This is a genomic window from Nocardia sp. CA-120079 (assembly GCF_050955745.1).
Classification (GTDB): Bacteria; Actinomycetota; Actinomycetes; order Mycobacteriales; family Mycobacteriaceae; genus Nocardia.
In genome coordinates this window covers 5,947,161-5,960,971 of record NZ_CP192088.1, presented here as the reverse complement: position 1 = coordinate 5,960,971, position 13,811 = coordinate 5,947,161, and the positions used below count along the sequence as shown (strand labels likewise).

Here is a 13,811-nt window from a genome sequence, read left to right as displayed (position 1 = left end):
CAATCAGCAGTTTAGCGGTCTCCGGCGCGTACTCTCCGCGATTGAATGTCCCGGCGAACCATGGTCGGCAGTCGCCGACATCGCACGGCCTCAGTGAACCAGGGCGGCTCGATTTCGTGCGTACGCGACGACATCTTCTGCGTAGGCCGAGGCGTCTCGCTCCGCGAAACATGTTCGGAGCTGGTCGAATGCGTCGTCGAGTTGTGGTCCCGGTCCGCGATCGGCGAGCAGGACGACGATCGCTTCCCAGGTGCCGCTGTGCGGGTCGGGATGGGTAAGTAGCTCGTCGAGGTAGCGGTCCGGTTCCAGCAACCGTAATGCGCGGCGCGCGAATGTGTGTACGCGCCGGGGCAGTTCGGTGCGGATGGTATCGATGTCGGTTTGCAGTACGTGCTGGCCGGATTGTTCCGGGTCGAGCCGTAAGGACCACAACGCCGTCAGCTCGTCGGGCAGGGTCTGGGTATTGATCAGGTCGGGGCCGGTGGCCTCTTCCAGTGGTATGGCCGGTAAGCCCAGCTGCGTGTTGCGCCAGTTGCGGAATTCCCACCAGGCCGTCGGGGTGGCGCTCAGCTCCAGGCCGAATCCGAGCACCTGCTGTCCGCTGGTCCAGGTGCGCGAAACTCGGGTGCGCCCGACGGAGGCGACACCGCCCGGCTCGACCCGTATCCACCTGGGGTCGGAGCCGTCAAACCCATACGGTTGCAACAGTTTTCCTGTTTCACGCAGCAGGCGGCGCAGTGCCGACTCAGGTCTGACCATATCCGCAGGTTAACGATGTGCCCCGACAGATATGTCGGCACATGGCAAAAGCCCGGTGATGTCGCGGTGCATACGACCGAGGAGGCCGTGATCGTAAGTGCGGGCACGCCGGTCACCGTGTACGGTCGCGAGCTTGCTTCCACAGGCCGTAGAGGGCCAGTAATGGCTTTGCCGCCATCCACTCACCGAACCGGTAATCCGCTCCCCGCACCAGACGCGACGCCAGCTCCGGGCACTGCTGGGCGAGGTATTGTCGGCCCTTTTCGGCGTGCAGGGGAATCGAGACGATCTTGATCCGGTCGCTGTCCTTCAGATATGGGATCGCGAAACTGATGTTTTCCCACGTGGTCCGGCTTTGATCTTCCAGGACGAGCTCGCCGCTGTATCCGCACGTCTCCGTGGCGTAGCGGGCCATCAGGGCTGCCTCGGATTGCGGACCCGCGCATGCCCCGCCACAGAGCACCAGACGACTGCTGGCCACGGTCGGGTCGATGGACCGCAGACCGGCTCGCACGCGCCACCGGTTCATCATGTTCGCGCGCGTGCCCGCATTGCGATAGCCGAGAACCACGATGGCCTCGGAGGCGCCCGTGACCGATCCCACGAGCCGGTGGGAAGCGCGCCAGTTCTCCCACTCGCCCCACAGCAGCACGAGCACGAGACCGGTAGTCGAAAGCCACGTCCGTTTCCGCACGAATTCAGCCAAGCACAAACTCCTCGAAAAGCCGGTCCGCGACATGGTTTTTCACCGGTATCTCCTGCTGCGTCCCCGACGTAGTTCGCCGGCGATCAACGTCGCAATTCACCGGCATAGCGACCAGGACAGGTCTCCGGGAATCGGCGGTGCAGCCGGTCGATGAATCGCTGTATGGCGCGCAGTTCTACCACGAGTTCTTCGCGGAATGCCGGGTGGAGGCGATGGGCGAGTCCGAGTTCACGGGTGAGCCTTTCGGCCCGATTCGTCAGTAGTTCCAAGAAGACCTGTGCTTGGGCAAGGTCGGGATCTTCGTGCATCTATGAGGCCGTCCTGTGGGCGTCGCATGATTTCCAGGTGCGTCCCGGCAGTCGCGGCCCTCGACAGCGTGGGAATCGGACTGATGCTATCCCGCTACAACACACTCCGTGACGACTTCGTACGCCTTGATCGTGAGTCTTTATGCAGCCGATGGGAAGTCGTGAGGATCCCAGCTCTGAAACGGGTGTGTGAGTGCGACGTTCCCAGGGGCACTTCGCACTCACACACAGGCGAGGTTCAGCGGCACATCTCCACCGCGTCGGCCTTGTTGTCCGCGCTGGATGGCAGGGTGCCCCGAGCGTTGTCCGCGACGGAGGCGAGCAGCTGCCAGCGTTCGCCCGTCCAGTTGTACACCGCCACGGTTACGCCGGTGCGGTTCCAGTACGAGGTCAAACGGTCGCCGACGCCGCCGTTGCCGATGTCGTGCAGAAAACAGCCCGCGTCGTACTGAAAGAGCATGCTGCCCGTGCCATTGGCGCCGTCCCAGCCGCAGAACAATCCGCCCGGGCAGTCGTAGCTCGGTGACGCGGATGCCGGGGCGGCCGAGATCATCGCGCCACCCGCGACTGTGCCGAGTGTCAGCACGGCCGCGGCGATCGGGACCAGACGGCGAACGGCGTTGGCGCGGTGGTTGATTTTCATGGTGATGTCCTTCGTGAGAATCGGTGTCGGCCTTCCGACGGCTTGACACCAACTCTGTGCGGACTCACCAACGACCGACCAACGACCGACTAATCGGGCAGCTCAGCCCCCTGAGTGCGAGTCGGACAGAGCGATGTGCGGAACTATGGTGCGTTCGAGCCGCTTTGATCGTGCGGGAGTAGCCGTGTGTCGAATGCCTGGGCGACGGCGAGGCTGTCCTCGTAGACATGGTGGCGGGTGACGAGGCCGTCTTCGATGGTGAGGTGCAAGGCGAACCGGGAGCGATAGGCGCGTCCGGTGGGCCGGGCAGTCTGGCGGATTTCGCCGAGCACCACCGCATCCGGGCCGTCGACCAGGATGCGTTCGATCACGGTGCCGACCTGCTCGGGCACGTGGTGGCGGGCGATCTCGCGAAAATGCTCAGCCGCGTCGGTACGTGTGGCGCGGTGCCGGATCCATGGGGTGGCGGGTCGGTTGTGCTCGCGCTCCGGCCAATTCAGTTTCCAGTCGCTGATCGGGGCGTAGAGCGCGGCGGTGGCGTCCGGATCGCCCGCACCGATTCGGCGCAGCAACTCCTCCACGACGGTGCGGGTGGTGATCGTCCCGAGATCGTTCATACCTGCCACCATGCCCGCAGCGAGGTTGCCCGTCGATTACCTCCGAGGTAATACCGTTGACCTGTTGTGCCGCATCGGCTCTCGTGTATCGACGGCGCGGAGGTACTTCTACAATCCGTGCGTGAGCCTTACCCCCGCCGACCTGGTCGGCTACACCGATCGCGACCTCGACACCGACCTGGCGCGTTGGTTCCCCGCTACCGAAGCCGTACAGCTTCCCGAGCAGACCCGACCGGTGGAAGCGTTTCTCACGCGCCTGGCTCCCACGGATGCGGCGGCGCTGGCCGCGTTCGACCGCCGGGTGCGGTCAGGCCTGCTGCCGCAGTTCTTGGACATCTTCGACTGGTCCTACGGGTTCGATTTCGCCGGAAACGACTGCGGCATCATCGATTCGGACTACACGACCGAGCTGACCGACGACGATGTCTACTCGATCGGTGCGGACGGCGGCGGCAATCTGTATGTCGTACTCACCAATGGCCAAGTGGCCGTGTGGTTCCACGAGGAGGAGGTGCTCGAAGGCGGCACCCGCTTCGACAACCTCGACGTCTTCCTCTGGTCGTTCGTGCGCTACCGCGCGGTGCGCGCTGGGAAACTCGACCGCTCGGCCGTAGAAGCAGACTTCCTGGCACTCGGCCAGGACGGCGCACTCGAACCGCAACTCGGCCTGCTGAATTTCATGAATTAGGACGCCCGCGCAGCACTCGATGCGGAGACAATGTCGGTGCCGCGTACCGGTGCCAGCGATGAGCACGCAGTGGCGAAATCCTGTCAGATATTGCTCTGGCAGGAGTGATGCTGGAACTACGGCCGCGGTGATGTCGTCGCCGACGTGCGTACGTTGCCGAGGATCTTGTCCGTCACAGCGGACCGGCGAATGGAAGGGAACTCCCTTCCATATTCAATCTATAGCGCACCCGGGGGCTTGCGGCAAGACCCCGGTCGTACCGCAGAATCACTTGCCGAAGCCAGAACCTGCGGAAATGGGAGTCGCGAATTGCGTGTGTTGCCGTCGACGTTTGGGGCGAGCCCGTCGAGCCGAGAGAGGGAGGGACGGATGGCGACTCAGGGGTACGAAGACGAATTGCAGTCCGAGCGAGACTACGTGGCCGGGCTCTACACGCGGCTCGACGCCGAACGCGCGCGCGTGAAGGGAAAGTACACCGCCGCGTTACGCGGAACCGGCGGGACACCCATGGAACGCGATGTCGAGGTGCGCACGCTGGCCAGGGCGGCGAAGCGGCTGGACGTGGCCGACAGCGGGCTGTGTTTCGGCAGGTTGGACACCATTTCGGGTGAACATTCCTACATCGGCCGGATCGGCATCTTCGACGAGGACAACGAGTACGAGCCGCTGTTGCTCGATTGGCGGGCACCGGCGTCGCGGGCGTTCTATGTCGCCACTGCCGCCACCCCCGAAAACATGCGACGCCGGCGCCAGTTCCACACGCACGGGCGTCGAGTTGTCGATTTCACCGACGAGGTGCTCGGCCGTCCGAGCGATGGCGAGCGCGGCGACGCGGCCTTGCTCGCGGCGGTCAATGCGCCGCGCGGTGCGGGGATGCGCGACATCGTGGCGACGATCCAGGCCGAACAGGACCGGATCATCCGGCTCGATCACCCGGGTGTGCTGGTGATCGAGGGTGGCCCGGGCACCGGGAAGACCGTGGTGGCGCTGCACCGCGTCGCTTATCTGCTTTATACCCAGCGGGAGCGGATGGAGCGCCACGGTGTGCTCGTGGTCGGGCCGAATCCGGCGTTCCTCGACCACATCGGCCGCGTGCTTCCGTCGCTGGGCGAGACGAATGTCGTGTTCATGACCACTGGTGATCTGCTGCCCGGGTTGCGCGTCACCGCCGAGGACACCCCGGATGCCGCGCGACTCAAGGGCTCGCTGAAGATCCTGGACGTGCTCGCGGCGGCCATCGCCGATCGTCAGCGGGTGCCGGAGCATCCGGTGCCGATCGAACTGCAAGACGTCACGGTGCGGATCGACACCGAGACCGCGGAGTGGGCGCGGGAGGAGGCACGCGCGAGCGGACTGCCGCACAACGAGGCCCGCGCGGTGTTCAGCGAGATCGTCACCTACGTGCTCACCGAACGGGCGATCGGCCGGATCGGCAGTGGCTGGCTGACCAGGAAGGACCGCGAAGCATGGGAGAACCTGCGGGCCGACCTGCTCGCCGAACTCGCCGACAACGACCAGTTCACCGCCGCGCTCGACGAACTCTGGCCGATAATGATGCCGGAAACATTTCTGGCACAGCTGTATTCGTCTTCTGACCGCCTGCGTGCGGCTGGTGCCGACGAGTCCCTGTGGCGTGCCGACGGCGAGGCCTGGACGGTGTCGGACGTGCCGCTGCTCGACGAACTGGTCGATCTGCTCGGCCGCGACAAGGCGGCCGACGAGGCCGCCGCGCGTGCCGTCGAGCGGGAACGCAAGGCCGAGGCCGAGTACGCCGCGGGCGTGTTCGACACGCTCATCGAACGCGAGGACCTGAACGACGACATCGGCCTGCTCGCCAAGGACATGCTCTACGCCGAGGACCTCGCCGAGCGCTTTCTCGAACGCGACACCCGTGAACTCGTCGAACGCGCTGCCGCGGACCGGGATTGGACTTATCGACATGTCGTGGTCGACGAAGCCCAGGAACTGTCCGAAATGGACTGGCGGGTCCTGATGCGGCGCTGTCCGGGTCGATCGTTCACGGTGGTAGGCGATCTCGCGCAACGCAGGTCGGTGGCCGGAGCGACATCGTGGGACACGATGTTCGAACCGTACGTGCCCGGCCGCTGGGTCTATCGGTCGCTGTCGGTGAATTACCGCACTCCGGCGGAGATCATGAGCGTCGCCGCCGCGGTGCTCGCCGAGTTCGCACCGGGAGTCCAGCCACCCGAGTCGGTCCGCGCGTGCGGCGTGCAGCCCTGGTCCAAGCAGGTGGCCGAGGACGAATTGCCCAATGCCATAGCGGAATTCGTCCGCGATGAAGCCGGTCGCGAAGGCACCAGCATCGTGATCGGGCCACCGGGTGTGCCGGGCACCGTGGCTGCCTCGGAGACGAAGGGCCTGGAATTCGACGCCGTCCTGGTCGTAGCGCCGGAACGAATCCTCGCCGAGGGGCCACGTGGCGCAGCCGAACTCTACGTCGCCCTGACCCGTGCCACCCAGCGCCTCGGCGTCCTGCACCAGGGCCCTCTTCCGCGGGCCCTGACCGGACTCGCCGAAATCGGCGGTCTCGCCGAGGCCGGTAATCGAGGGTCGGCTTAGCCATTCGTGTGCGGCCCCGGACGCGATACCGGGGCCGCCGTCGACGGCGGTTCGGTCTGTGTCGTCACGGGGTCGCTGCGGCGACCTCGGCCGGGGGTTCGTCGGCGGCGGGGCGGAGGCGCGTGGCTTCGTCGTTGGTCGGGATGGATCCGACGACGACGGTGATCACGAGAATGAATGCGATCAGTGCGCAGCCGGTTCGGGTGAAATGGAACAGTTCCCAACGCCGCAGGATGTCGGCGTAGTCGCTGGGTGGCGTCCCTACGGCCCAGCGTTTGATCTGCTGGTTGATCGGCACGTTTCCGAAGCGGGTCACCAGGAATGAGATGAACGTCAGCGCTGAGGCGCCCGTCGCGATCCACCGTGACGATGACTTCGACCGCACCGCCAGGATCAGTGTGCTCAGGACGGCGAGCCCCATCAGTGACTGCATCACCGGGCCGTTGACGCGCATCAGCGCGGTATGAAAAGTGAACCGAACATCAAGGGGCACTTCGCGAAACGCGTACAGCACGTTCACCGCGCCGTAGCCGAACGCACCGGCGAGCAGACCGGGGAACAGCAGTGCCGCGGTCCGGACGGATTTCGACAACATCGGAACTCCCATCTCGTATCGCAACATCGAGTTGCGATATCGTCAGCATGCCTGCCTTACGCCGATATCGCAACAAGGAGTTGCAATGACCGCACCCCTCGGACGCGGACCGAAGGTTCGCGCCGCCGTGCTCGCCGCGACCGTCGACGAGTTGAGCGAGCACGGGTACGCCGCGTTCACCGTCGAGAACGTCGCCCAGCGCGTCGGTGTGCACAAGACCACCGTCTACCGGCGCTGGGCCGACCGGGACGAACTGATCGCCGATGCACTGGCCGACAGCGTCGAAGCGGAAATCCCCATCCCCGATACGGGTTCGGTCGAGGACGACTTGCGCGCGCTGGCGCGCAGTCTGGTCGCGTGGATCAGCAGCCCGTCCGGCCGGGCGGTCCTCGCTGTCATGCTGTCCAACGCCGCGCCGCCCGATCCGACCCGCCATGCCTTCCGTGACCGCATCCGCAAGGCGCTGCCGGTCGTGACGCGCGCGGTCGAACGCGGTGAACTCCCCGCTGGCACAAACCCCGTCGAGCTGATCAAAACTCTTGTGGCGCCGATCTATTTCCGCGTGCTGATCACCCGTGAGCCGGTGGACGACAGCACCGCAGACGCGGCCGCGGCAGTGGCTTTGACCGCGGCGCGCGCCGGTCTGTTCGGCTGAGCCCGGTGCGACAAATCGGTTGTCGGATCCGCGGCGGCCGAGCAGGATGCCGCGCATGGTTGCATCGCGTTCCACTGTGCTGCGCTGGCAGTTCGAGCTGGTCTGGGCGTTGTTCGAATTTCATCTCGAGCGACTGGAGACAGACGACTTCCTCTGGGAGCCGGCAGGTTTGATTTGGACAGTGCGTCAGGACGAGACCGGCGTCTGGGTGCCGGACTGGGCGGACGCCGAGCCTGATCCGATCCCCGCACCCACCATCGGTTGGATCAGCTGGCATATCGGATGGTGGTGGAGCGTCACCATCGACCACGTGCGCGGACGCACTCCACCGGACCGTACCGAGATCACGTGGCCTGGACCGGGGCCGCCGACCATTGACTGGCTGCGCAGCCTGCACCTGGACTGGCTGCAGGTCCTGGAGCTGACCTCCGATCTGGATGCGCCAACCGCCTTTCCATGGCAGAACGACCCCGAAAAACGGGTAGCCCACACCATCGCATGGGTGAATGCCGAGCTGATGAAGAATGCCACCGAGATCGGCCAGTTGCGGTTGCTGCGGTCAGCTCGAAACACTGATTGAGGCAGTCGGATTCACCTCACTCGCGCTCGGCTCCATCCGGCCAAACGATCTCCACCGGCACGTCACGGGCGCGCGCCAGCTCGACCACGTGCCGGTCCCGCCAGCGCTACCGGCCTCGCCATCCCATACCGCGACGAGCCGATCGCAGGATGACAGCACGGCTTTGTTGGCGGCTTCGTAGGCTTCCGGCCCGGCGTCGTCGAAGTCCATGACGCGCACCGTATCGGCGTGTGCGATCAGCTCGTCGAACAGCTCCGCGTGATCGGGTTTCACCTTCCGCTGCCGGTAATTCGTCGACGGCAGTACTACTTCCAGCCGCCCACCGGCATCGAGCACCGCCCGGGCGAATACCGAGTCGGCACCGCGAGCAATGCAGCTGCCACCCACCAGATCGTCGGGGTCTCCCTGTCTGGCAAGGACTTTCCTGATCCCGTCGTACACGGACGGGACTGTGTCGGCCGTGATGTTCATATGTCCGGTGACGCCGATGCGAGCCATGGGAACTTTCTATACCGCCACAGAGATCGCAGCCGGGCGCGGTCGGTCTTCTCAGGTCAGTAGTGCGGCGCGTAGCCTTCGACGCGGATGAGCACATAGCCTGCGCTGTACGCGGAGTCGATGGTGGTCTGATCGACTGCGACGACGTTGTCCTGGCGCGCTTCGCTCCAGAACTGGTACAGCGGGCTTGTGCCGGGCTCCTGACTGGTATTGATATATCCCTGAATGCCGATATAGGTGTATCCGGCACTGTAGGCGGAATCGATGCCCACCTGTGTCGCTGTGCTGAAGTTGTCCTGGCGGCTGTTGCTCCAGAACAGGTGCAGCGGTACGGTTCCCGGCTGCTGGGTCTCGTATACGAATGCTTCCTTGCGGATGGGCAGGTAGGCGGCGGCGGTGGCGCTGTTTTCGTCGTTGCGGTTGCCGGTGGTGAAGTTGTCGCCGCGTTCCGGATTCCACCATGTGTAGAGCGGGTACAGCGACGGTACGTCCGCGTGTGCGGTGGGTGCGGTAGTGAGAGTAGTCCCGGCGATTCCCGCAGCGGCCAATAGCGCAGCCGCCGAGATCATGAGGCGCTGACGACGGAAACGTGCATTTCCGTGCGCCGCCGACACCGACCCCATCGATACCATGGTCCGTCGCATCATGATTGTCCCCTGTTCGTGTCTTCCGACACCCTGCCATCGAGCCGATTGGCTCGAAAGCGTCTGTCGGCCAACTGATTACGTGCAGTACAACGGTAGTTTCGGTGCTGCGCCCGCTGCTATACGCAGACTTGCGTATAGCAGTCCGGCCTTTCGGCTGATATGCGAGATCTGTTGGTGCACAATGCGAGAGTGACCGATCGGCCGGGTGGGGACGCCAAGAAGATTCACGATCTTGCGCTGGAGATCATCACCGAGAAGCAGCCGGCGCGGGTCTGGCCGCTATTGATGCAGCGGTTGACCGCTGACCTACCGTGCGACCTGGCCGTCCTGGTCGACCTGAACTGGGAGGCCGGCACCGGTCACGCGCTCACCGGTTCCCCGGACTGGTTGTACGAGGCCCCGCTGGACGCACTCATCCACGCGCACATGCGATCTCATCCCTTGCTGCGGCACTACGCACACACTCGGGACATGACACCGCTGAGCATGGACGAGGTCGCCGACCACCGCTGGTGGAAAGGGGAGGGGTATCGAGCGGGTAAGGACGCGATCGGCATCGACCGCCAGCTCGCTTTGCCGCTGGCCGCTGGGCCGGGCAAAATCCGCAGTGTCATCATGAGCCGCAGCGGCCTCGGGTTCAGCGATCGTGACCTCGAATACGCTGTGCTCGCCAGATCATTGCTCGACACCGTCGAAGCCCACGAGGCAGTGGTCATCGCCGGTACGGGACCGGGGGACGCCGCCGAACACAAGATCACGCCACGTGAGTTCGCGGTCCTGAGTCTGCTATGCGATGGGCTGACCGCTCGCGCTATCGGCACCAGACTCGCGATCAGCCAAGCGACCGTGTCCAAGCACACCGAGAACATCTACCGCAAGCTCGGTGTGCGCGACCGTGTCTCGGCATTGCGCAAAGCGCACAGTCTCGGCCTCGTTCGCCCCGGTTAGCTCGCGGCCCGCACCGTGGCGGGTCGAGGTTGGCGCAGGCGTCGCCATCGGCATTCTCAGCTGCCCCGAGCGGCACGGAAACATCTGCGGCCGTGAGCTTTCGGGCGATCAGGAGTCCAAGCGGTCCTGGTAGACCGTGGCGAGATCGCGTAGCGCAGTGGCCCCGTCTCCGATGAAGCTGGAACCGTGCATGATCGCCAGCGTTGTGGGTTCCAACTCCGCAAGCCGATTCAGAGTGGCGGGCACGGCGGGGCCCAACGAGGTGGCGTGGAACACATCCTCCGCGACGGCCGCCTGCTCGACCAGGTCGGAATCGGTCAGTGCCGGGCCATTTCCCAGCTGGGTCATCAGGTCACCGCAGAACAGCACGCCGGTGGTCTCCTCGTACAGCACGCGCGCCTCCCAGTTGTGCGGTGCGTGCGGAGTATCCAGATGCCGTACTCGACGGCCGCCGAGATCGATGACTTCATCGTCGGCCAACCGGCGCGGCGGCCGATCCGCCATATCGTCGATCGAGACCAGGCAGCCGAGCTCACCGTGCGCCACCTGCGCATGCGGTGCGGCAGCGAGGAAGAGGTTCATCGCTCCGCATTCGTCGGCTTCCACATGACCGAAGGTGATCCAGCGCAACCGTTCGACCGGCATGATCCGCGCGATTTCCGCGGACACCAGCGGAAACAACGCACGCATGCCGGCGTGGAACAACAACGGTTCCTCGGCATCGACGAGGAACTGGTTGAAGGTGAAACCCGTCGGCCCGACCTCGGGAATGAAGGTCGAGATGCGGTAGATATCTTCGGCGATTTCGTCGGTATGGGTCTCCATGAAACCTCCCTACTTGTGCCGTACCTGCCATTTTGCTCGCCAACGCGCTCGCGCACACTGAATTCGCAGGCTGCTACCGATCTTGTCGGTTCGCATGAGGTGGCTTATTGCGTGCGCGGCGCGCCACCGGTGAACGGCGGTGTCCCGGCGCCCAGGTGTGCACAGTTCAGATGTGATTCGCCACCCGAACTCATCGCTCACGCTTGAAGCGCGTTCGAGATCCCGTGCCGGAAGCGGGCGGCGCGGGTGCGGCATCAGTGGGCGTGTCAGGTCGGCGTCAGGTCGGCATCAGCCGGGCTGGCGACAGTGTTCACGTGAACAGCACAGCAATTGCAGCTTCCGGGTTGTGGAAGGCATACGGGGACATGGCGATCCTCGATGGCATCGATCTGACTATCGGTGCCGGCCACTACCCGATGCTGCGCACGGAATGGCCCGACCGATTCGCCCGGGTGATGCGGTATCTGGGTGGTGATCGCGCGTTCGCCCAGCTGATTCGCTTCGCCCTGGTCGGCGGGTCCAGCAATGTTGTCTACATCCTGCTGTTCATTGCCATGAACGGGATCGGCCCGCTGGTCGCCAATATCGCCGGCTCGATTGTCAGCACGGTGATCGCGAACGAAATGCACCGCCAGCTCACCTTCCACGCGGCCGGACGGGTCGGCTGGTTCACCGCACAGTGGGAAGGCGGCGGTCTGGCGCTGATCGGCCTGTTGATCAGCACCGCAGCGCTGGCCGGTCTCGAGTTCTGGGCACCCGGCCTCGATGAGATCGCACAGATCTGCGCGGTGATCGCCATCCTCGCGGCGGTCGGCGGCATGCGCTTTCTGGCGCTGCGCGGCTTCGTCTTCGAGCACAGGCCATCCGACCTGTCGCAGGCAGCGCATTGATCAGTACGTTTCGGGTATTGCGGCGGAAGGGATTGACCCTGACCCTGCGTCAGGGTTGGAGTGTTATCGCATGACGAATGACATCACTTCCTCGACTCGGCTCGCACCGCCGATCGGCGGGTTCCAGGAAATCGACGGCCGCCGTCTTTTCGTGCATCGGTCGGGTAGTGGCGGACCGGCCGTCGTGTTCCTGCCCGGCGCGAGCGCGGTCGGCCTGGACTACTTCGGTGTCCAGCAACAGGTTTCGCAATTCACCACCGCTGTGGTCTACGACCGGGGCGGCACGGGTTACAGCGATTCGCCGGCCCTACCGCGCACTGCCGCCGCGGTCGCCACGGAACTGCGCGAGCTGCTGCGCGCCCAGAACGTCACAGCTCCCTACGTGCTCGCGGCGCACTCCCTCGGCGGCTTCTATGCGCACCGGTTCGCGCAGTTGTACCCGCAGGAGGTGGCGGGGCTGGTCTGCTTGGACGTCCTGCACCGCGACTGGGACGAATTCATGCCTCCCGCAGCGAGTCTGGCCGCCGTCGAGCAGATGGGATCCGATCTGGAGCAGTTGCGAAAGATGCGTCCGGCCCTGCGCGAGATACACGCCGAGTTGCTCGCGGACTACCCCGAGCACATACGGCGACCACTGATCGATGCCAAGGTGAGCGATGAATGGATGCGGGTCGGCATCGCCGAGCGCGGCACCGTGACCGACCTCGCCGCCGAACTGCGAGCGGGGCCGAGCATCCCTGATGTCCCGGTGGTCGCACTCACCGTGGTGGGCCGCGACCCTAACCAGCAGGCGCTGACCTCGCCGGAGATGAACGACGCCAAGACGAGAATGGACGCGTCCCTGGTGAGCGGGGTTTCGCACGGGGAACAACGCATCCTCTCCGACACCCTCCACCACCGGCTCTGCTTCGACCGCCCCGATGCCGTGGTCCAGGCGATCCGCGACGTCGTAGACCGGTTGGCGCCCCTCTAGACTCGGCACAACCAGGCCCGACGACGACAGGGGAACGGTGCTGACCATCGGCCGGCTAGCGGCGACGGCAGGCGTGACCGTGCGCGCCGTTCGCCACTACCACCACGTCGGCCTGTTGCCCGAGCCCGAGCGCGATGCCTCCGGCTACCGCCGCTACAGCGCGCAAGCCGCGGTGGACCTCATCCGGATCAGGACCCTCGCCGACGCCGGTGTTCCGCTGGCCCGTATCGATGCGCTGCTCCATGCACAGCCGGCCGAATTCGCCGCGGCCATCATCGACATCGACGTCGAATTGCAGTGCAAGATCGACCAGCTCACCGAATACCGCAGCCGCATCGCCGATTTGGCAAGCGGTGAACGCCTTGTTCTGCCTCCCGAAGTGGTCGCCATCCTGAATCGGATGCGTAGTCTCGGCGTCAGCGAACAGCGGGTTCGACTCGAGCGCGACTCGTGGATCCTGCTGCAGGCGCTGGACCCGCAGGCCATGCCGCAGCGGATACGGGACAAGACCGCGGGCCTCGACGACCCCGAGACCACGCGCCTGTATCTCGCCTGCGATCGAGCAGTCGACTGGGATCCGCACGATCCACGCCTGGATCGGCTCATCGACGACCTGGACGCATGGGAGATCGAACACGAACGAGACAGCAGCCGACCAGAGAGCCTGCAGCTGATCTCTGCCCGGATCTCCGAGGCGTCACCGGCATGGCAACGCATCATCGATGCGCTCGCTCACCGCGCCGAGCGGCGCCGAACCGCCGGGCACCCTCGCCCGTGACGCGAGCGGATGGCCGCACCCACTGCCGATTTCACGGTCGAGTCCTGCCCTTGCGGAATCGGTTCCGATCGGCGCCGCGCGGTGGTGGTCGTTGCGAGATAGGGTGTAGCTGCGCGGTTTC

Annotated in this window: 17 protein-coding genes; 8 read left to right on the top strand and 9 right to left on the bottom strand. The window is 65.1% G+C overall.

All coding sequences use genetic code 11. The features are described from left to right. Window positions 1-90 precede the first annotated feature (90 nt). The 5 genes from ACQPYR_RS27595 to ACQPYR_RS27575 all read right to left on the bottom strand — a co-directional run bounded on the left by ACQPYR_RS27595 (window position 91) and on the right by ACQPYR_RS27575 (window position 3,033). Complete coding sequence (locus tag ACQPYR_RS27595; RefSeq protein WP_433621855.1) at window positions 91-759, bottom strand: hypothetical protein; 669 nt, start codon at window positions 757-759, stop codon at window positions 91-93. 112 nt (window positions 760-871) lie between these two features. Next, window positions 872-1,465 (bottom strand): YdcF family protein, encoded by a 594-nt coding sequence (locus ACQPYR_RS27590; protein ID WP_433621854.1) that lies wholly within the window; start codon window positions 1,463-1,465, stop codon window positions 872-874. Window positions 1,466-1,548: 83 nt separating this feature from the next. Continuing rightward, on the bottom strand, window positions 1,549-1,773 hold the full coding sequence (locus ACQPYR_RS27585) for a hypothetical protein (RefSeq protein ID WP_433621853.1): 225 nt from the start codon (window positions 1,771-1,773) through the stop codon (window positions 1,549-1,551). A gap of 238 nt (window positions 1,774-2,011) precedes the next feature. Next, window positions 2,012-2,416, bottom strand: a complete 405-nt coding sequence (locus ACQPYR_RS27580; RefSeq protein ID WP_433621852.1) for a peptidase inhibitor family I36 protein — start codon at window positions 2,414-2,416, stop codon at window positions 2,012-2,014. A gap of 143 nt (window positions 2,417-2,559) precedes the next feature. Next, complete coding sequence (locus tag ACQPYR_RS27575; RefSeq protein ID WP_433621851.1) at window positions 2,560-3,033, bottom strand: nuclear transport factor 2 family protein; 474 nt, start codon at window positions 3,031-3,033, stop codon at window positions 2,560-2,562. A 121-nt stretch (window positions 3,034-3,154) separates the two neighbouring features. Here ACQPYR_RS27575 and ACQPYR_RS27570 point away from each other — a divergent pair, with 121 nt between their 5' ends. Both ACQPYR_RS27570 and helR read left to right on the top strand, forming a co-directional pair. Further along, complete coding sequence (locus ACQPYR_RS27570; RefSeq protein ID WP_433621850.1) at window positions 3,155-3,721, top strand: hypothetical protein; 567 nt, start codon at window positions 3,155-3,157, stop codon at window positions 3,719-3,721. A gap of 369 nt (window positions 3,722-4,090) precedes the next feature. Beyond that, window positions 4,091-6,301 (top strand): RNA polymerase recycling motor ATPase HelR, encoded by a 2,211-nt coding sequence (helR, locus tag ACQPYR_RS27565; RefSeq protein ID WP_433621849.1) that lies wholly within the window; start codon window positions 4,091-4,093, stop codon window positions 6,299-6,301. Between the two features lie 64 nt (window positions 6,302-6,365). On the opposite strand, the gene ACQPYR_RS27560 is transcribed toward helR, so the two are convergent. Continuing rightward, window positions 6,366-6,896: an anthrone oxygenase family protein gene (locus tag ACQPYR_RS27560; RefSeq protein WP_433621848.1), complete on the bottom strand. Its 531-nt coding sequence runs from the start codon at window positions 6,894-6,896 to the stop codon at window positions 6,366-6,368. 85 nt (window positions 6,897-6,981) lie between these two features. On the opposite strand from ACQPYR_RS27560, the gene ACQPYR_RS27555 reads away from it, so the two are divergent. After that, window positions 6,982-7,551: a TetR/AcrR family transcriptional regulator gene (locus ACQPYR_RS27555; RefSeq protein WP_433621847.1), complete on the top strand. Its 570-nt coding sequence runs from the start codon at window positions 6,982-6,984 to the stop codon at window positions 7,549-7,551. Window positions 7,552-7,606: 55 nt separating this feature from the next. Next, entirely contained in the window at window positions 7,607-8,131 is a 525-nt protein-coding gene (locus ACQPYR_RS27550; RefSeq protein ID WP_433621846.1) for a DinB family protein, read from the top strand. Here the strand turns inward: ACQPYR_RS27550 and ACQPYR_RS27545 are convergent. Together ACQPYR_RS27545 and ACQPYR_RS27540 are read right to left on the bottom strand one after the other, a co-directional pair. Beyond that, window positions 8,111-8,629, bottom strand: coding sequence for a hypothetical protein (locus ACQPYR_RS27545; RefSeq protein WP_433621845.1), 519 nt, complete (start codon window positions 8,627-8,629; stop codon window positions 8,111-8,113). The two genes, ACQPYR_RS27550 and ACQPYR_RS27545, sit on opposite strands and share 21 nt — an antisense overlap. A gap of 56 nt (window positions 8,630-8,685) precedes the next feature. Then, on the bottom strand, window positions 8,686-9,252 hold the full coding sequence (locus ACQPYR_RS27540) for a hypothetical protein (protein WP_433621844.1): 567 nt from the start codon (window positions 9,250-9,252) through the stop codon (window positions 8,686-8,688). Window positions 9,253-9,465: 213 nt separating this feature from the next. Here ACQPYR_RS27540 and ACQPYR_RS27535 point away from each other — a divergent pair, with 213 nt between their 5' ends. After that, window positions 9,466-10,224: a response regulator transcription factor gene (locus ACQPYR_RS27535; protein WP_433621843.1), complete on the top strand. Its 759-nt coding sequence runs from the start codon at window positions 9,466-9,468 to the stop codon at window positions 10,222-10,224. A gap of 108 nt (window positions 10,225-10,332) precedes the next feature. On the opposite strand, the gene ACQPYR_RS27530 is transcribed toward ACQPYR_RS27535, so the two are convergent. Beyond that, window positions 10,333-11,049, bottom strand: coding sequence for an MBL fold metallo-hydrolase (locus ACQPYR_RS27530; protein WP_433621842.1), 717 nt, complete (start codon window positions 11,047-11,049; stop codon window positions 10,333-10,335). Between the two features lie 416 nt (window positions 11,050-11,465). On the opposite strand from ACQPYR_RS27530, the gene ACQPYR_RS27525 reads away from it, so the two are divergent. From ACQPYR_RS27525 to ACQPYR_RS27515, 3 genes are all read left to right on the top strand, one after another. After that, the gene (locus ACQPYR_RS27525) at window positions 11,466-11,939 is read left to right on the top strand and encodes a GtrA family protein (RefSeq protein WP_433635257.1); all 474 of its coding nucleotides are present in this window, start codon (window positions 11,466-11,468) and stop codon (window positions 11,937-11,939) included. 70 nt (window positions 11,940-12,009) lie between these two features. Then, the gene (locus tag ACQPYR_RS27520) at window positions 12,010-12,912 is read left to right on the top strand and encodes an alpha/beta fold hydrolase (protein WP_433621841.1); all 903 of its coding nucleotides are present in this window, start codon (window positions 12,010-12,012) and stop codon (window positions 12,910-12,912) included. 37 nt (window positions 12,913-12,949) lie between these two features. Further along, a complete protein-coding gene (locus ACQPYR_RS27515) occupies window positions 12,950-13,690 on the top strand; it encodes a MerR family transcriptional regulator (protein WP_433621840.1) in 741 nt (246 codons plus the stop codon). Window positions 13,691-13,811 lie beyond the last annotated feature (121 nt).